Here is a 17,968-nt window from a genome sequence, read left to right as displayed (position 1 = left end):
GAAAATTAAAAATAATAATAATAATTATTATTATTAGTGGGATATTTTTAATTTTTAATTGTACATATAGCAATCCTTGCAGGAGTCGTAAATTTTTTACCCCACCCCAGCCCTCCCCGAACCCGCGGGGAGGGAGTAAGAAATTCAGAAAGGATGCGAGGATTGCTATAGCACGAGTCTAAGTCATTAGTAGAACTCTGGCAAAAGCATTCATTGTGTCAGGGCCAGAATTAATTCTGGCGCTACACCTACAAAGTCGGTACTAATATCGACTGGGTATTTCTTCACTCTGGTCTAATCATTAACATTAAAATTAGTGACTAATGACTGATGACTAATGACTGATGACTAATGACTGATGACTAATGACTAATAACTAATTTTGATTGGGAACTTAAAGAAGATGGCGGACATATCTGCAAAACTTGTTAAAGAACTGCGCGAAAAAACTGGCGCGGGCATGATGGACTGCAAAAAAGCCCTCGTTGCAAACGAAGGCAATATGGAAACATCCATTGAGTGGCTGCGGAAAAAAGGTCTGGCTTCGGCAGGTACTAAAGGTGGACGAGTTGCCTCAGAAGGACTTGTAGGCAGCTACATTCACACGGGCGGCCGCGTGGGAGTGCTGGTGGAAGTTAACTGCGAAACAGATTTTGTGGCACGTCGCGAAGAATTCCAAAAGTTGGTGCGGGATATTGCGATGCAAATTGCAGCTTGCCCGAATGTGGAATACGTGAAAGTTGAAGATATCCCCGCCGAAGTTGTCGAAAGAGAAAAGGCAATTGAAATGGGCAAAGATGACTTGGGCAACAAGCCGGACAACATCAAAGAAAAGATTGTTCTAGGGCGGATTGAGAAGCGCATGAAAGAGTTATCTTTGATGGATCAGCCTTTTATTAAAGATCAGAATATCTCGGTGGAAGAGTTGGTGAAACAAACGATCGCCCAAATTGGAGAAAATGTCCAAGTGCGCCGATTCGTGCGTTTTGTATTGGGCGAAGGCATTGAAAAGGTAGAAGCTAACTTTGCCGATGAAGTGGCCGCCCAAATGGGTGTTCAATAATCCCAAATTAAGATTTAGAATTAAAAATTAAAAATGTGAAAACTTGATTTTTTGCATTTTTAATTTTTAATTTTTATAGGATTTAGGGATCAACTATATTTGTAGGGTGGGCACTGCAAACCTTACTACTAGAGACAGCGTAAAAATTGAAAACTTGCGTAATATCAAATCCGTTAGCATCGGAATAGTAAATTAGAGTTCACTGTCAACAGTCAACCGTCAACAGTCAACGGTCAACAGTCAACATCATTCCGGTGTAACCGGAAATGATATAAGTCCTATTTTAATTTTATACGAGAGATATGGTGCGACCAAGAGAGAGAATAGAGCAAGATTTGGCAGGACTCGAAGAGGCTTTAGCAGCATTAAATTTGGAGTTTCACAGTACCTACGAAGGTTATTTAACTGCGTTGGGACAAGCGGTGCGACAGCAGTTAATTTTGGCTTGCTATCACCTTTGCACTCAAGCAGTACCGGAGTCGTTTCTCAAGTTGTCCTTCGAGGGGCGGCAAAAAATGCAGCAGTCTGTAAAGGCTTTGGCTGCGGCGTCGGAGGAAAAATTGCGATCGCTGGTGACTGAATCACAAGCAGATGAAGAAATAGAGGAAGAGGAAGAGGAAGAGGAAGAAGAAGACGAAGACGACTTCGATGAAGAGGAAGAGGAAGAAGAGGAAGACGAAGCAGACGACAAGGAAGAAGACGAAAAGGAAAAAAACCAAGTTTCTGCCATTAACTATCTATTTTCATTGGCAAATTATCAATTGCCAAGTCCCAATTCCCCGGAAAGTTTGGCACGCTGGCAAAATAGTATTGAAAAGTCGATCGTCCATATACTCAAGCTGCTTTCTCGCGACACCAACCGCTTGCTGCAACAGTCGGGAATCTTGCCGAGTCAACTACCAGAACCGGTTCTCGAAGCTGCTTCTCAAGCTGAATCCTCCGGCGATAGTGTTGCCGGGCCGCCTAACTTATTAAACTTAATCATTGAAACCGATGCCTCATCAGCATCGCGCAAATTGGCGGCAGCAACCTTTGGTAGTAGGGCACTGCACATTACAGCGATTAAACTGCGGCTGTCGGAAATAGAGTTTGCCGATGCGGGAACCTCGGCTTGGCGCCAGCAAATTCGTAACCTGTCTGTAAAGTTGAACTCGCTGGGCCGCGATTACCAGAAAAAGCAGCGGGAACTCGCTGTGGTGGAGGCTGAGTCGGCTTGGCGATCGAGTTGGTTTGAAGATTAGTCAGTTGTCAGTTGTCAGTTGACAGTTGTCAGTTGTCAGTTGGCAGTTGTCAGTTGACAGTTGTCCGTTGTCAGTTGTCAGTTGACAGTTGTCAGTTGTCAGTTGACAGTTGTCAGTTGACAGTTGTCAGTTGTCGGGAATTCTTGAGCTATGATTAATAACTAATGACTAACGACTAATGACTAATGACCAATGACCAATGACTAATGACTAATGACTAATGACTAATAACTAATGACTGATGACTAATAATCAACCCGAATGGCAGCGATTGCAAAAAGCTCTTTCAGTAGAAGCCGATCGCGGATTTAACGACATCCAAGGCAGTCAATACCGCTTCAGCGAGTTTCTGGGCCTCAGTTTGAGACAGTTGGCAGGTTCTGTGGCAGCTTCTGCGCGCGATCGAGCTAGACAACTAGCCGCTGAATTTGACATCTACCCTCAGAAGGATCTCGAACAGCGCCAACATTCGATCGCCATTACGGTCAGTTTTCTGAGGCAAATGGAGCAAGTTTGGGAACAAGAAACTCGCCACCAGCAAGAACAAGTAGCACAAGTCAGACCCGCAAACGCTAACGCTTCTGAACCAACCGCCCCTGCAGTTTCCGTTCCCCGAACTGCACCCCTGAGTACAGCACCCCCACCGCCCAGCCTGACTCTCGACCAACAGTTAACCCGCGTCACCGGCATCGGCCCCGCCAACGGCAACCGCTTGGCAAAACTGGGTTTATACACTGTATATGACTTGCTTTACTACTATCCCCGCAACCACATCGACTATGCAAAGCAAGTACAAATTCGCGAACTCGTAGCTGGGGAAACTGTCACTTTAATCGCCGAAGTAAAGCGCTGCAATTGCTTTTCTAGTCCGAAGAATAAGAAGTTAACCATATTAGAAGTAATTTTAAAAGACCGCACCGGAGAGATAAAAATTAGTCGTTTTTTTGCAGGCCCTCGCTACAGCAATCGCGGTTGGCAAGAATTCAAAAAGCGCGAGTATTGTACAGGTGCGGTGCTGGCAGCTTCCGGGTTGGTGAAGCAGGGTAAATATGGAATTACTTTAGAAAATCCTGAGTTAGAAGTATTAGACGACTCCGGCGGTGCGATCGAATCAATGAAAGTCGGTCGCCTGATACCAGTTTATCCGCTGACGGAAGGGGTGGATGCTGGTTCGGTGAGGCGATCGATTTTGGCTGCAATGCCGGCGGCGAAAATGTTGCCAGAATCCCTACCAGAGGATTTGCGCGAGCGTTACGGTTTAATGGGTTTAGCCGATGCAGTGACTAATATTCACTTTCCGCTCGATCGAGATTGTTTGGCCGCCGCCCGCCGCCGCTTAGTTTTTGACGAATTTTTCTACCTGCAATTAGGACTTTTAAAGCGCCGCCAAACCCAAAGGAAAGCTCAAGCTAGTGCAGTCATCATTCCTAGTGGCAAATTGATAGAACATTTTTATGAAATCTTGCCTTTTGCCTTGACTAATGCTCAGGAAAGAGTAATCAATGACATCCTCAACGATTTAGCTTCGTCGCAACCGATGAACAGATTAGTGCAAGGCGATGTCGGTGCTGGAAAAACCGTAGTAGCTGTGGTGGCAATGCTAGCAGCAATTCAATCCGGCTATCAAGCCGCTTTAATGGCGCCGACAGAAGTTTTAGCAGAACAGCACTACCGCAAATTGGTAGGTTGGTTTAACTTGATGCACTTGTCTGTCGAACTGTTAACTGGTTCGACAAAAGTAGCAAAGCGCAGAGAAATTCACAACCAGTTAGAAACCGGAGAATTGCCTGTTTTAGTGGGAACTCACGCGCTGATTCAAGATACAGTTAATTTCCATAAATTGGGTTTGGCGGTAATTGACGAACAGCACAGATTCGGTGTGCAGCAGCGCGCTAAATTGCAGCAAAAAGGCGAAGCTCCCCACGTTTTGACGATGACGGCAACTCCCATTCCCCGGACGCTGGCGCTGACTCTACACGGGGATTTAGATGTGAGTCAAATTGATGAACTCCCCCCCGGCAGGCAGGCGATTCAAACAACTGTACTGTCTGCCAAAGAACGCATTCAAGCTTACGATTTGATTCGGCGGGAAGTGGCGAGCGGGCGTCAAGTTTATGTGGTGCTACCGCTGGTGGAGGAGTCGGAAAAGTTGGACGTGCGATCGGCAATTGAGGAAAAAGAGAAACTTGAAAAAAGTGTATTTCCTGAGTTTAAGGTGGGTTTGCTCCACGGCAGGATGAGCAGTGCCGACAAAGATGAAGCAATTTCTAAGTTTCGGGACAAAGAAACTGATATTTTAGTATCTACTACTGTCGTAGAAGTGGGAGTAGACGTGCCGAATGCCACGGTAATGCTGATTGAAAATTCTGAGCGTTTTGGACTGTCGCAACTGCACCAGTTGCGGGGTAGAGTCGGTCGGGGCAGCAACCGTTCTTATTGTTTGTTAATGCCCGGTTCCAAAACAGCGGAAGCTATGCAGAGAATGAAGGTTTTAGAACAATCTCAAGATGGCTTTTTTATTGCGGAAATGGACATGAGATTGCGCGGGCCGGGTCAGGTTTTGGGAACTCGGCAGTCGGGTTTGCCGGATTTTGCTTTGGCGAGTTTGGTGGAGGATCAGGAGGTTTTGGAGTTGGCGAGGGCGGCGGCTCAAATGGTAATTGAGAATGATGAAAGTTTGAATCAGTGGCCGGTGGTGCGGGATGAATTGGAGCGGAGATATCAGCGGATGATGAGTGGGTCGATTTTGACTTAGATCGTTTTGGACGCAGCAACGCAGTTTTTAATAATATTTTGTAGGGGTCGGTTAAGCAAAGATATATCAAAGCCGGCAGTTTATTGCTGCACTCACGCGCCATCTCCCCGTAGGCTGATTTATTTGCACCTACCTATTTAATGTCAGAAACCGGGTTTCTTGCCACAAAGTCACGTAAAATCTTAGGTTTTTTGTCAGGAAAACCCGCTTTATACCGTTTTGCTGAGAATGGTGCAAAATATCAAGTTGAGCGAAGCGTCAAAAACACGAATTTGTTGGGTACGAGTGCCTCAACCCAACCTCCTTTCTGAACCCAACCTAACTTTCACAGAAAATTTTTCCCTTGGTCTAGGGTATTTTTATGAATTGTAAGGATTCCCGTACTGATTAAACCAAAAATCCTTCGCAGGAATGACGGGGAAGTGTCAAAATTAAGATAGTTCTGCCAGAAACAGGGGAAAGGAAATCTAGCCTGTACTGGCGCCTAAGGCAACATTGATTCCTCGCTGGTTACGCTTGCAGGTGGTCGCCGACGGTTCGTCGCATTTAATCTCAACAGTAATTATGAAAGATCTCACTCGTTATCGAAATATCGGCATCTTCGCCCACGTAGATGCTGGCAAGACCACCACAACAGAAAGAATCCTGAAACTGACAGGCAAAATCCACAAAATAGGTGAAGTTCACGAAGGCGCGGCGACTACTGACTTCATGGAACAGGAGCAAGAGCGCGGGATTACGATTCAGTCCGCTGCTACCACCTGCTTCTGGAACGAGCATCAGCTCAACATCATCGATACTCCCGGACACGTCGATTTTACGATCGAGGTTTACCGTTCTTTGAAGGTTCTCGATGGTGGCATTGGTGTGTTCTGCGGTTCGGGTGGAGTTGAACCGCAATCTGAAACCAACTGGCGCTACGCTAACGATTCCAAAGTCGCTCGCGTCATCTACATCAATAAGCTCGATCGCACGGGTGCAGATTTTTACCGCGTTGTCCAGCAAGTCGATAAAATCCTTGGCGCTAAACCGATGGTAATGGTATTGCCGATCGGCATAGAAGAAAAGTTTTGCGGCGTAGTCGATTTGCTGACCCGCAAAGCCTGGATCTGGGATGATTCCGGCGATCCGATGAACTATACAATTAAAGATGTCCCGGCTGATATGGTCGATGATGTCGAAACTTGGCGCGAAAAGTTGATCGAACTGGCCGTCGAGCAAGACGACACTGTGATGGAACAGTATCTCGAAGGCAACGAGCCGAGCCTCGACGACCTCAAGCGCTGCATTCGCAAAGGTACTCGCGATCGGGCATTTTTCCCCACCTACTGCGGCTCATCGTTTAAAAACAAAGGCGTACAGTTGGTTCTCGATGCCGTAGTTGACTACCTGCCAAACCCGATGGAAGTCACACCGCAGCCAGAAGTCGATCTCGAAGGTGAGGAAACCGGCGAATTTGCGATCGTCGATCCCAACAGGCCATTGCGGGCACTCGCGTTTAAGATCATGGACGATCGCTACGGTGCTCTAACCTTCACCCGCCTGTACTCCGGTAAGTTGTCCAAGGGCGACACCGTACTCAACACCGCCACAGGCAAAACCGAGCGCATCAGCCGTTTGGTGGAGATGCACGCCAACTCTCGCGAAGAAATTGAATCCGCGCAAGCAGGGGACATTGTGGCGATCGTCGGCATGAAAAACGTCCGCACCGGACACACCATCTGCGACCCCAAAAATCCCGCAACCCTAGAGCCGATGGTATTCCCCGATCCCGTTATTTCGATTTCGGTCAAACCGAAACAAAAAGGCGGCGAAGAAAAAATGGGAGCAGCCCTCACCAAGATGGTGCAAGAAGACCCATCCTTCCACATGGTGACGGATCAAGAAAGCGGCGAAACCATTCTCAAGGGGATGGGCGAGTTACACCTCGACATCAAAGTAGACATTCTCAAGCGCACCCACGGCATCGAAGTAGAAGTCGGCGAACCGCAGGTAGCCTACCGCGAGTCGATTACCAAGCGCCTCGAAGACGAATACACCCACAAAAAGCAATCAGGTGGTTCAGGTCAATTTGCCAAAATCGGCTATGTGATCGAGCCTGGTGAGCCTGGAACTGGCTTCCAGTTTGAGTCAAAAGTGACCGGTGGTAGCGTGCCGAGAGAATATTGGCCAGCGGTCGAAAAAGGCTTTGAAAGCTGCATCGACAAAGGCGTCTTGGCCGGATTCCCCTGCTTGGACTTGAAATTCACGCTTCTAGAAGGCGGTTTCCACCCCGTTGACTCGTCAGCAATGGCCTTTGAAATTGCTGCCAAAGCTGCCTATCGGCAGTCTCTGCCTAAAGCCGGGCCTCAGTTGCTTGAACCAATTATGAATGTCGATGTATTCACTCCAGATGATTACATGGGCGACGTGATCGGCGACCTCAACCGCCGCCGGGGGATGATGAAATCTCAGGAGACAAGCCAGACAGGAGCACGGATCAAGGCAGATGTGCCGTTGAGCGAAATGTTTGGTTACATTAGCGATTTGCGTACTATGACCTCTGGGCGCGGACAGTTCTCAATGTCCTTCTCGCACTATGCTCCTTGTCCGAATAACATCGCTGAAGAAGTGATTAAGGCGGCAAAAGAGCGTCAAGCCGCGAAGTAGTAGTGCTTTTGACTCCCGGTAGGTGCTATCTGGAGTCAAACAGAACAATTCAATCCCCGACAACTTCTACGAAGTCGGGGATTTAATCTAGATAATAAGTACAGTGAGGTTCGACAAAAAAATATGATTGAGTCGATCGCAACACTTTCACTAACAGACTTCCTCGCTCAACCGGATATTGAATCCTCGCCTGCATGGGAATTTATTCTGGGACGAGCAGTTCAAAAAACTATGCCAACCCTTTTTCATTCGCGACTGCAACACAACTTGGTTAACTATATCAACGATCGGACTGATCGGTTTGAAGCGATACCAGAGTTGCGTTGCTTGGTACTTCCCTACTCGCCAGTACCAGATATAGCGATTGTAGCAGGCGATCGGCTTACCGATGAAGACGGACCACTTAACGGCGCACCGGATTGGTTAATTGAAATTCGATCGCCGGATCAAAGCACTTTAAAATTGCAGAATAAGATCCTCCACTGCCTCATTAACGGCACGCAATTAGCATGGCTAATCGATCTCTCTCACCAACAAGTTTGGGTATGGCAGGGTGAGGAGCTACCTATAATCTGTTCGGGTGCAGATATTTTACCAGTTTTAGGTATTCTCCCGGAACTTACGGTTGATGCTGTGATGGCTATGATTCGCCGACAGTAGGCATTTTATTAGAAAACTGGGTTTAAAACCCCGTTGATAGTAATTAGGGTTTGCTGAATATACCGCATATTGCGTGGTCTGGGTTTGCGATCGGCTTATTCAGGAAGCCCCACATATTAGATAGTAGAACCACGAGCAGACTTCAACAACATCTGGATTTCTTCAAGACTAAATGGTGGTGAACGACGATGAATCATAGCGTGACAATTTGGGCAAACAGGACGCAAATCTTTTATAGGATCAATTTCATACTCTTCTGCAATTTCTGAAAGGGGTTTTAGATGATGAACATGAATGAAACCTTTTCCTGGTTGTCCAAAAGTTTTGCCAAAATCGAAATCACAAATATAGCAACTTGAACCGTAATAATCAATACATTTTTGCCGAGCTTTAGGCTCTCGTTCATAGGCGTTGACTGAAACTTGCCGTACTGCCCCTTCACGAAATGTTTGTACTGCATCTACTTCATCAGGAAAGAATCTAGTAGTAGTTACAGATTCCTGAACCTGAAGCGGATTTTGCCAATCCAACAAACATTTTAGGTATTTTTCAAAAAGCGGATTTTGCCAATCCCTCAAACATTTTAGATATTCTTCAAAACGGTCTTCCTCACCAAGATACACATTCATTGCAGCACGAAAGATAGCAAAGAGTTCGACAAAGTTATCAATCACTGGCTGAGCTGCATCTAGGTCTTTAATAGGAAGAACTAGGGATGGACTCCGAATAAAGGTAGTTTTCCAATCTCGTTCAGGAGCAAATTGCAGTTTGTTAATGAACTCCTCACAATCTAACTTTCCATCTTCTTTCGGTGCAATAGTATCAGAGGAAATATAATATTCACCCTGATTCAAAATCCTAGTAACATCTTCCACATGGTTCTTCAGGACTTGGACAATCGGATTGCCTTCTAGCCCTCTTAATCCAAAAAACTGCACATACAAACTATCAGAAGTACACGCGAACCTCTGTTGGAAATACCAACTTTTTCCTTTTATAGCCAAGCCAGCGGTTGCTATTTCGACGGGCTTGGTTTTCTTGGCTCCAGATCGATGGGCTGGTGTAGTCGTTATTCGGCAATGTGAGAGTACATCTGTGCCATAAACTTGGTGAATTAGGTCACAAGCTTGTTCAATGAGAACCTGAAGCTTAGGGACAAGTAATTCTTGTAGCTTATCAGCCCGCTCTCGATCGTCCTCGACTGAGAACAGATATTGTTCAGCAGACCCTATCAGTGGCAAGTCAACGATTTGTGACAATCCGGTCTCCTCAACTGAATTCATATCTGCTCTCCGACATGACAAGTCCAACGAAAACTAATCGATATTTTAGCTTTTTTTCGACATATCCTGAAATAGGTCATGCTTACCCGGCTCCTAAAACTTGTGCTGTGGTGAGTTTCAGCCTTGTAGGGTGCGTCAGTTAGAATAGTTACAGGACTTGGGAAAGGCTTATGGACTAACGCACCCTACTATCGTCTTTTAAATGCCGAACAGCTTATGACTCAAATAAATCCCGATCGCACTACTGGTACAATTGCGATCGACGTTTGCGCTCAATCAAACGGGCAGTATCTTTGTCAGATTTCGTCATCTCTGAGCGATCGCCCTGATGATACCATGAATTTTTACGGACAAACAAAAGAACACGCGATCGCGATCGGCTTAGAATATTTAGCCTCTCGCTACCGCCAGCAAGCCGAAGACTCTCAAAATATAGATTGGGATGCGGTGGAAATTTCGGATTCGGGAGAGCCGATTGAAAAGCGTTATCACGTAATTTTGCACTACGAACGAATTGCTAAAGATGAATCTAAGTTTGAGGCCATGCACAATACAATGATGGGAAATACAGTAGTTGAAAATGCCAAAATTTCAATAATTGAGATCGATCCCGATATCGAAATCGAGGCCAGAGGGCTATCAAAATATTGAGCCATCGGGACTTAGGTGCAGATGGGCATCTTACCCTACGCATCAACGATCGAAACGTGAGTTTGAGGCGGCGATCGACTAGAAGCGATCGCATAATTTAACATCCCCAAAATTTCTTTTCTATTACTCCCCCGCAGAATCTGCCCTAAATTTCTCCACAACTCGATTCAACTCAACTGAATGAGAAGCTTTAAATAAAATACGATCGCCCGGTGTAACAAACTCCATTAAATGCCTTGCTAAATCTTCGCGGGAATTCTCCCTCCCAATATCTTCTACCTCCACAAAAGGCAAACCCGCCGCACCCGCAGCCATCGCCGCCGCTTCCTCAAAATCAGCAAAAACAAACAAAGCATCGAGATTCAACTCTCGCGCCGCCCTTCCCACTTGTCGGTGAAATTCGATCGCCCTATCGCCCAATTCCTTCATCGTTCCCAACACTGCAATTCGGCGCTTTCCAGGAGTATCTGCTAACAATCTCAGGGCCGCCAACATCGACTCCAAACCAGCATTGTAAGTCTCATCCAGAATCACAATATCCTGCGGCAAATCGTAGCGACGCGCCCGTCCATCCGGTAACTGCACAGACAAACCTTGCTTTAAAACTTCCCAATCAATACCTAACACTTTCCCTACCGCCAAAGCCCCCAAATAATTTAGAGCATTGTGTCGTCCCGGCAGCGGCAGTGGCAATTCCATACCATCTAGAAGTATTGTATCATGATTGAGCAATTGTCCGCACAAATCCCCGCCTTCTAAACCATAAGTTAAAGTTTTTCCCTGCCAAACTTTGGCCGCAGTTGCGATTAATCTGTCACCATCGTGATTAAGAATAGCAACGCTATCAGCAGGCATTTCGGCTAAAAGTTCGCACTTAGCTTGGGCGATCGCCTCTTCCGAACCCAATCGCCCGATATGCGCCGTTCCTACATTAGTAATTACCGCCACAGTCGGACGCGCAATTTGCGACAGTAGCGCAATTTCGCCACTGGCGCGCATACCCATTTCAATCACAGCATAATTGTGTGCGGGTGAAAGCTCCAACAGAGTTTTTGGTACTCCAATTTCATTGTTGTAGTTATATTGAGTTTTAAGAACATTTCCCCTCGTTGACAAAACCGCCGCAATTAACTCTTTAACAGTAGTTTTACCTACAGAACCAGTAACAGCAACTATAGGTATACTGAATTGGTCGCGCCACCAACGGGCGATCGACTGATAAGCTTGTAAAGTATCGTCAACGCGCAACAGCGGAAAATTCGGCAATTCCTCTTGCCAATCTCGATCAACAATTGCCGCAATCGCCCCCAAATCGTGGGCTTTTGCCACAAATTGATGGCCGTCAAAATTGTCTCCCCGCAGCGCCAAAAATACTTCGCCCCCCTCAAGAGTGCGCGTATCTGTGGCAATACCTGTCCCTACAACTGTCAAAACGCCCTCAGACACAGCAGGCAAAGGTACAGTTAAAATTTCAGCAAGTTGGGCGATACTTACGCGACAAACCATAACCAGCACTCACATTTCAAATAATTATTTTCACAGCTAATTCTACCTTGCCCCACCTCAAATTTAACTAACAGCGGGCGGCGAATCAGGATTGACCTTGATTATCCTCATACTAAATCGTCTGCCTACCAAGAAATTATCCCGTACCCACCCACAATCTTTACCAATACTTTACAAAGTCGATGGTATTTAAGGCCTTGCTAATTACCAACAATTCATGTCATGCTGGTGTTGATAAATAGTTTAACTAAGCAAAAAATATCGATCTGCTTAAGCTGCTGACAGCTTCTATCCATAAGCCTCATCCGGCGAGAAGCTCGGTTGACTCAATTATTGCGATTCATTGGCTAATTCATCAAGATAATAGCGCTGAAAGCTCCTGCCCCAGCCTCGGAGGGTTAATCCACAGTGAACGACTACAACAGACAAAGCCACGAAGAAGAACAGCTACTTTACAAGCACTGGCTGGAGTTGGTACAGCGAGAGCAGCCGGCCGAACTCATCAGCCGCTTTCGCACTTTGTTTATCCAGGGTACCGGATATCCCGATCGCTCCGTCGCCGAAGCACTCGAAAAAATAGCAGCCTCAGAACACGCCCAACAAGAGTTCAAATACATTCTCAACCGCTGCTGCCACATCCTGATCAACCGCTGGCAAACCTACCCCAGCAAGCAAGCAGCCATCCCTGAATTGATCGCTCTGTTTGAAGAAGCGCCCAAAATATTATTTGGATACAATCGATCGCGCGGGCGAGGCTCCATCCCCCAATTAGTAAATCAATTTACCGAAAGTGAACAGTACCTCACCCTCCAACGCTTAGCCAAAGTCATAACTCACAGCAATGAAGATAGCAGCAACAGCAAAACCCCTGCTACCCTTGCCCTCGGAACCTTAATTCCCCGCTACCCTTACCTCTACAAACACTGCCTCCTCAGCGACGATAGCACCTACGAACAGCAAAAAATCATTAAAAAAATCCAAGCTCAAAAGCAGCAGCAATTTGAGATCAACCTCTCACAATATGTCGCTCACCAAGTGAGAAAATCCCAAATAGCGCGTCGGGAAACCTCCCTTTCCTTCGGCAGAAATATACAAGTTATAAAAAATCCGACCTTGTTGACCGACCCGGAATTATTCTTTGCCCTCAAGCAATTTGTCGGAAAAGTAGAAGGAGCCGATACCTACAGAGAGCTAGCGGGCCGTTTCACGGCGAACGCCAGCACACATCAGTCCTACCGCTCCTTTAAAGACGACTTATACGAATACCTGATTTCTTCTGTCACCGACGATCGCTACGGCAAACGTCAATTTAACGAAAAATTGTATAAGCAACTACAAAATACCCTGCCCCACAGCGACGATCAGAAGTTTAATGAATTTTTAATGATCAGAACTTGCAGCCAGTTATTGAACTTTTTAGTAGTAGAGAGTCCTGTGCGGCCCAACCACTTTGTCTTCATTGACCTAATCTCAAACCTCGGGCCGACCCAAACCACAGGTTTGCTGCTGAAAATCGTACTAATTTGCGGCAAAGTCAAGCCCTACCTAGAAAAGCGGCTGGCAATTTTGTTCGGTCACTACGAATGCAGTACCCGAGAAGGCGTAGTGTGGTTAGTCAAAGCCCTGGAAAACGTAAACCTAGCTTTGAGTACCAACTTTGGCAAGGTGGATGTATCTTTCCTGCGGTGAGAGGGCGCGGCATAACTTTCTCTGCTTCCACACACAGCAGGCAAAACATCACGCCGATCAACCAGGTTTCTGAATACCCTAAAAGTTTTACCTTTAATTAGAACGACTTAATTAACTCCTGAAACCTACTCAAAAGACATTATTCTATGTTAAAGTACCAAGTGTGAATCAGATTCAGTTGCAGGCTTTGTTCATTGCTACAGAATTGTCTAAAAACTTGCCCTTCTGTATCGGCAGGGGACTCTCCGAAACTGAAATCTTCGCACTGTCTAAATTTTGGAGTTATTCCTCATGTCGATATACGTCGGTAACTTATCCTACCAAGTTACCCAAGAAGACATCACCACCGTCTTCGCCGAATACGGAACCGTTAAGCGAGTACATCTACCTACCGACAGAGAAACCAGTCGCCCCCGCGGCTTCGGTTTTGTAGAAATGTCCACAGATGCAGAAGAAGATGCAGCCATTAGCGCTCTCGACGGAGCAGAGTGGATGGGTCGCGACCTCAAAGTTAACAAAGCTAAACCCCGCGAAGATGAAGGCCGGGGTGGTGGCAACCGGGGCGGCGGTGGCCCTGGAAAATTTGCTCGCGGAGGGGGCGGCGGCGGAGGACGTTATTAATTTCCTCTGATAAAGATTTGAGATTGAAGAGTTGAAATTGGCGCGAGAGCTCACCTAGCTCCGAACCACTTCCGGCCTTTCCGAAAAACCTATGCTCTTCAAGTTTCCATATCTACCGCATTAAATATACCAAAAAGCCAAGGGCCTAACCCTTGGCTTTTTGGTATGTATGAGGGTTGACGGTATGAGTCTGAAACCGGCTGGGCGAATCCGTTGCAGTACCGTCAGGTTCTAATCGTCAGGTTCAATGGTGCTGCTCAATCCGTGATTATTGAGCGTTTCAGCGTAAAACTCAGCGTGTTCGAGAGCGCAAACAATCACCAATCCCATCCCGTTAGTATGGGCTTCCATCATCACATTTACCGCCTGTGGCTGAGTCAGACTCGGTACCGTCGCCATCAAAGTCTGCACCACGTACTCCATAGGATTGAAATCATCATTGTGCAGCAGAACGCGGTAGCGCGGTGCAAGCTTGCGGACTGTGGAAGGCTTTTGAATAATTTCGACAGACACTAATCTATACCTCCTGACTTGTAAAATGTTAAAATTTGTCAACAATCTTGAGCCGGATTCCTCCGCTGTGCAAGACTATCTCACTTTCAGCTATTTTATTGAAATCTGAAAATTCAGACAAGGCAGCCCCTTGGTCGATCGCGAGCTGTGAACCCAACACCAAAGCCACAGGGGCTGCCCTGGGCCCTGGGCAACCATCTTCCTAGCGCCATAATATTAGAAAGGCGCGATCGGTTAAAAATAACAAACTACTACCTGTTGAGTCTCCAGAACTGACGGAACCTTATATGAAACGCAAACCTAAATCCTACAACGACAGATTCAGCGGCGACCCATCCCGAGGAGATGAAGACTCCGACTACCCAGGCTCCTTTGGCGGACAGTCGCGGCGTCAACCTCAGTCCGGCAAACCCTCTTTCCTCAATTCCGCCACCCTAGGGATTTTAACAGCCGTCTTTATTCTGGGAATTGGGATTGGCATTGCCTTTAGCTCCACAGCTACAATTAGCCCAGAGAACGTAGCTTCCCGCGAATTTATTGATCGCAGCGCCCCGAACCCAGAACTTTGCGTGCAGTTTGGAGCAAGCGCGATGGTGACAGATATGCGGCTCTACGTCACCCTCAACCCTTTCAACGTCTACATCTCGCAGCCGAGTATGCGCCCCGGATGCGTTTTGCGAACCAATAACTGGGCAATTCTTGAACAAAGAAAACTCATCAGCCAAGACCAAGTGCGGGATTGCAAAAATCGCATGAACACCTTTGGCTTCACCGGCCCCTTGGAAGCTCAACCCGAAATTAACTGTATCTACCAAAATGACGGCGCTAAAAACCTGTTCCTCAACCAACCGGGTTCGATAGCTCCAACCACTGAAGGTCAAAATTTCTAAATCGCCGATATAGCGGTTTTCAGTTGAGTCAATTACAGATAGGGGGTAGGACTTAGGCTTTGCCTAAGTCCTTACTTTATTTCATACAATCGAAAACTGCTCTCAGAAAATATTGCACAAAGAGGTTCCAGGGAAGAAAAAAGTCTTCCTCCCTCCTTCTTCCCTCTTCCTCCCTCTGCCTTCTTCCCTCGAACCTCTTCCTTCTTCCTTCTTCCTCCCTCCTTCTTCCCTCTTCCTCCCTCCTTCTTCCTTCTTCCTCCCTCCTTCTTCCTTCTTCCTTCTTCCTTCTTCCTTCTTCCTTCTTCCCTCTTCCTTCTTCCTTCTTCCCTCTTCCTTCTTCCTTCTGCCTTCAAAAACCGAACTGCGGGAAATCTTCAGTTAACTGAACTTGCAAAATTTGACCGGGTTGAATCGTAGCAGGTTGAGGAGCAGCCACGTAAGTTGTAGCAACACCACCGGCTGCTCCCGCCAACAAACCGACACCGGAAAAGCCGCTCAGCAAGAACAAAGCTAAGCCACCAATACCAGTATTTCGCAACAAACTGCGATCTGTCGGCTGTTGCCGACGGCCTCCCACCGGTTCTGAGCGAGCCAACAGAGGAATATTGCGGCCGTTGAGACTAATAGCTTCGACCACAAATCGACTGCCGAGGTTCGTTGTTTCAAAGCGACCGATGACCGGCGTATTAGCAGGTACGATCGTATTGCCGCGACTGTCGAAAATTCCCCCTTGCAGCAACAGCACTTCCTCTTGGCTGGGCTTCGCTTGCAGCCGCAAAGCTTGAGTACCCGGGTATAGCAAACGGAGCTCCGTGCCCGCCGGCAACAAGACATTCGCCCCAGCCTCCGCCTGCAAAGGAGCATTCGATCGTCCGCGAGGAAGCGGTTCACCAAAAGTAAGCGTCCGCTGTTGGGGCGCTGCTGCCGCCGTTATTTGAGGCTCTAGGCGGGGTAGAGCCGCAGCTTGTACCCCACGGCGTTCGTCAAGGCTAACATTGACTAAAGGCACTCTTAGCGGCCGGATTTGGTCATTTGGAGTTGGCGGCTGCGAAGAATTTGTAGCGGGATTCAGGGAAGTAGGAGGCTCAGCTCGATCGACCTCTGGGACAGCATTTGACCTGGAATCAGTCGGCGGCTGGTTTTGCGGTACTTGTATGGCAGGCTGGGGTTGAGTTTCGGGAGTTTCCATAATTCGAGTCGGTTCCAGCGAAGGACGCAACACCCAGCGATTTTCTACCCCGCTTCTTTGGAATTGAACTTGCCCTGCCCTGAAACCGAATCCTGGAGCCAAATTGACCAGAATTCTCGCCCTTCCCGGTTGAAGTTGACTCACCCCCACAGAACGCACTCTACCTTGTGGGTATAGCTGAGTTGCATCTACTCCGATCTCAGTATTGGGCAAATCCACAGCAATCTGAGAGGGGTTGAGTAGAGAATATCTGGGGGTTGTGCCCTCTGGGAGAGTAATTTCTAGCTGATTTGTCGCGGGATCGAATTTCCAACTTGTGACTGTAGAAGCATTTGCTGGTTGCTGTGCTGCCGGCACTGCAGCAACTGCGGCGACGACTGCTAGACTCAGACTCAGTGACTCGATCGCAAACAATCCGGGTGCTAGAGAATTAACAGTCAATTTTTGTAAGTCTGCCCAAAATTTTCGTGGTAATTTTTTGTATGGCATGGCTGCTGGGTGAAATTTTTGATCTGAAATGATTATGGATGGGAAAATTTTGCCTTCGGATGACGCTGAAAGTTTAGCATTATTGCGATATGAAAACTTTAACTAAATGGAAATTATTGCGCTCGCGCTTCGTTCTTAACAACAAGTGGTGTCAGGTTAGACAAGATGAAATAGAATTGCCAAGCGGACAAATTATAGACGACTTTTTTGTTAATGTTCGACCCAATATCGCCCTCGTATTTGCCACGACAGAGCAGCAAGAAATTGTATTAGTGCGCCAATACAGGCACGGAGTAGGCGAAATTTTGCTGGAACTACCTGCTGGATCTTTCAACCCTGCTGAAGAAAGCGGGAAATCGGCAGCCGCCAGAGAACTTGCCGAAGAAACGGGATATGTTGCTGAAGAAATTTTGGAACTAACAACCTTATATGATAACCCCGTAAAAGATACCAATTCTATCTACCTATATTTTGCTAAAAATGTCAAGCTTTCCAGCAAAATCCAATTAGATATTACAGAAGATATTGAAGTAGTTTTACTCCCCATTGATGAAGTTTTGTTGAAAATAAAAAACCGAGAAATTTGTGTAGCAGGAAGCATCGTAGCTATTTTTTTAGGATTAGAATTTTTGAATAAACAGCGGTAAGGTGCTGTGTGAATGGAACCCTACACGCTGTTTTTGGTGAAACCTGTCTTAACGAGCCAGAGTCAGAAAATCCAGAGAAGTAATAGTATTATCAGCCCCAAAAAGCTGAGCCAAAACCTCCC

General features: G+C 46.8%; 15 protein-coding genes. 10 read left to right on the top strand and 5 right to left on the bottom strand.

Annotated elements, in window-relative coordinates; genetic code table 11:
- Positions 1 to 403: 403 nt before the first annotated feature.
- From tsf to QUB24_RS20435, 5 genes are all read left to right on the top strand, one after another.
- Entirely contained in the window at positions 404 to 1,063 is a 660-nt protein-coding gene (gene tsf / locus QUB24_RS20455; protein ID WP_333155030.1) for a translation elongation factor Ts, read from the top strand.
- 302 nt (positions 1,064 to 1,365) lie between these two features.
- The gene (locus QUB24_RS20450; RefSeq protein ID WP_333155029.1) at positions 1,366 to 2,304 is read left to right on the top strand and encodes a hypothetical protein; all 939 of its coding nucleotides are present in this window, start codon (positions 1,366 to 1,368) and stop codon (positions 2,302 to 2,304) included.
- 241 nt (positions 2,305 to 2,545) lie between these two features.
- Positions 2,546 to 5,059 (top strand): ATP-dependent DNA helicase RecG, encoded by a 2,514-nt coding sequence (gene recG / locus QUB24_RS20445; protein WP_333155027.1) that lies wholly within the window; start codon positions 2,546 to 2,548, stop codon positions 5,057 to 5,059.
- Between the two features lie 564 nt (positions 5,060 to 5,623).
- Positions 5,624 to 7,708 (top strand): elongation factor G, encoded by a 2,085-nt coding sequence (fusA, locus tag QUB24_RS20440; protein WP_333155026.1) that lies wholly within the window; start codon positions 5,624 to 5,626, stop codon positions 7,706 to 7,708.
- Positions 7,709 to 7,831: 123 nt separating this feature from the next.
- A complete protein-coding gene (locus QUB24_RS20435; RefSeq protein ID WP_333155025.1) occupies positions 7,832 to 8,368 on the top strand; it encodes a Uma2 family endonuclease in 537 nt (178 codons plus the stop codon).
- Between the two features lie 116 nt (positions 8,369 to 8,484).
- Here the strand turns inward: QUB24_RS20435 and QUB24_RS20430 are convergent, their stop codons facing one another.
- Positions 8,485 to 9,651, bottom strand: a complete 1,167-nt coding sequence (locus QUB24_RS20430) for an HNH endonuclease (protein ID WP_333155024.1) — start codon at positions 9,649 to 9,651, stop codon at positions 8,485 to 8,487.
- A gap of 216 nt (positions 9,652 to 9,867) precedes the next feature.
- On the opposite strand from QUB24_RS20430, the gene QUB24_RS20425 reads away from it, so the two are divergent.
- Positions 9,868 to 10,302 carry a hypothetical protein gene (locus QUB24_RS20425; protein ID WP_333155023.1) on the top strand — a complete coding sequence of 145 codons (435 nt, stop codon included), beginning with the start codon at positions 9,868 to 9,870 and terminating at the stop codon, positions 10,300 to 10,302.
- A 123-nt stretch (positions 10,303 to 10,425) separates the two neighbouring features.
- Here the strand turns inward: QUB24_RS20425 and QUB24_RS20420 are convergent, their stop codons facing one another.
- Positions 10,426 to 11,808: a UDP-N-acetylmuramoyl-tripeptide--D-alanyl-D-alanine ligase gene (locus QUB24_RS20420; protein ID WP_333155021.1), complete on the bottom strand. Its 1,383-nt coding sequence runs from the start codon at positions 11,806 to 11,808 to the stop codon at positions 10,426 to 10,428.
- Between the two features lie 408 nt (positions 11,809 to 12,216).
- Here QUB24_RS20420 and QUB24_RS20415 point away from each other — a divergent pair, with 408 nt between their 5' ends.
- Together QUB24_RS20415 and QUB24_RS20410 are read left to right on the top strand one after the other, a co-directional pair.
- Positions 12,217 to 13,497 (top strand): hypothetical protein, encoded by a 1,281-nt coding sequence (locus QUB24_RS20415; protein ID WP_333155020.1) that lies wholly within the window; start codon positions 12,217 to 12,219, stop codon positions 13,495 to 13,497.
- A 291-nt stretch (positions 13,498 to 13,788) separates the two neighbouring features.
- Positions 13,789 to 14,118 (top strand): RNA recognition motif domain-containing protein, encoded by a 330-nt coding sequence (locus QUB24_RS20410; RefSeq protein WP_172192890.1) that lies wholly within the window; start codon positions 13,789 to 13,791, stop codon positions 14,116 to 14,118.
- 231 nt (positions 14,119 to 14,349) lie between these two features.
- Here QUB24_RS20410 and clpS read toward each other — a convergent pair whose 3' ends face one another.
- Complete coding sequence (clpS, locus tag QUB24_RS20405; protein WP_190658451.1) at positions 14,350 to 14,631, bottom strand: ATP-dependent Clp protease adapter ClpS; 282 nt, start codon at positions 14,629 to 14,631, stop codon at positions 14,350 to 14,352.
- 287 nt (positions 14,632 to 14,918) lie between these two features.
- Here clpS and QUB24_RS20400 point away from each other — a divergent pair, with 287 nt between their 5' ends.
- The gene (locus tag QUB24_RS20400; protein WP_333142979.1) at positions 14,919 to 15,521 is read left to right on the top strand and encodes a DUF3172 domain-containing protein; all 603 of its coding nucleotides are present in this window, start codon (positions 14,919 to 14,921) and stop codon (positions 15,519 to 15,521) included.
- A gap of 71 nt (positions 15,522 to 15,592) precedes the next feature.
- Here the strand turns inward: QUB24_RS20400 and QUB24_RS20395 are convergent, their stop codons facing one another.
- Both QUB24_RS20395 and QUB24_RS20390 read right to left on the bottom strand, forming a co-directional pair.
- Positions 15,593 to 15,874 carry a hypothetical protein gene (locus tag QUB24_RS20395; RefSeq protein ID WP_333155018.1) on the bottom strand — a complete coding sequence of 94 codons (282 nt, stop codon included), beginning with the start codon at positions 15,872 to 15,874 and terminating at the stop codon, positions 15,593 to 15,595.
- Entirely contained in the window at positions 15,871 to 17,199 is a 1,329-nt protein-coding gene (locus tag QUB24_RS20390) for an AMIN domain-containing protein (RefSeq protein WP_333155016.1), read from the bottom strand. The genes QUB24_RS20395 and QUB24_RS20390 overlap by 4 nt, the downstream gene beginning before the upstream one ends.
- Before the next feature lie 89 nt (positions 17,200 to 17,288).
- On the opposite strand from QUB24_RS20390, the gene QUB24_RS20385 reads away from it, so the two are divergent.
- Entirely contained in the window at positions 17,289 to 17,846 is a 558-nt protein-coding gene (locus tag QUB24_RS20385; RefSeq protein WP_333155015.1) for an NUDIX hydrolase, read from the top strand.
- Positions 17,847 to 17,968: the final 122 nt, after the last annotated feature.

The organism is Microcoleus sp. B9-D4 (genome assembly GCF_036705105.1).
In the GTDB taxonomy this organism is placed as follows: Bacteria; Cyanobacteriota; Cyanobacteriia; order Cyanobacteriales; family Microcoleaceae; genus Microcoleus.
Note: the sequence above shows the minus strand (reverse complement) of the source record. Positions and strands in the feature narration are given on the sequence as shown.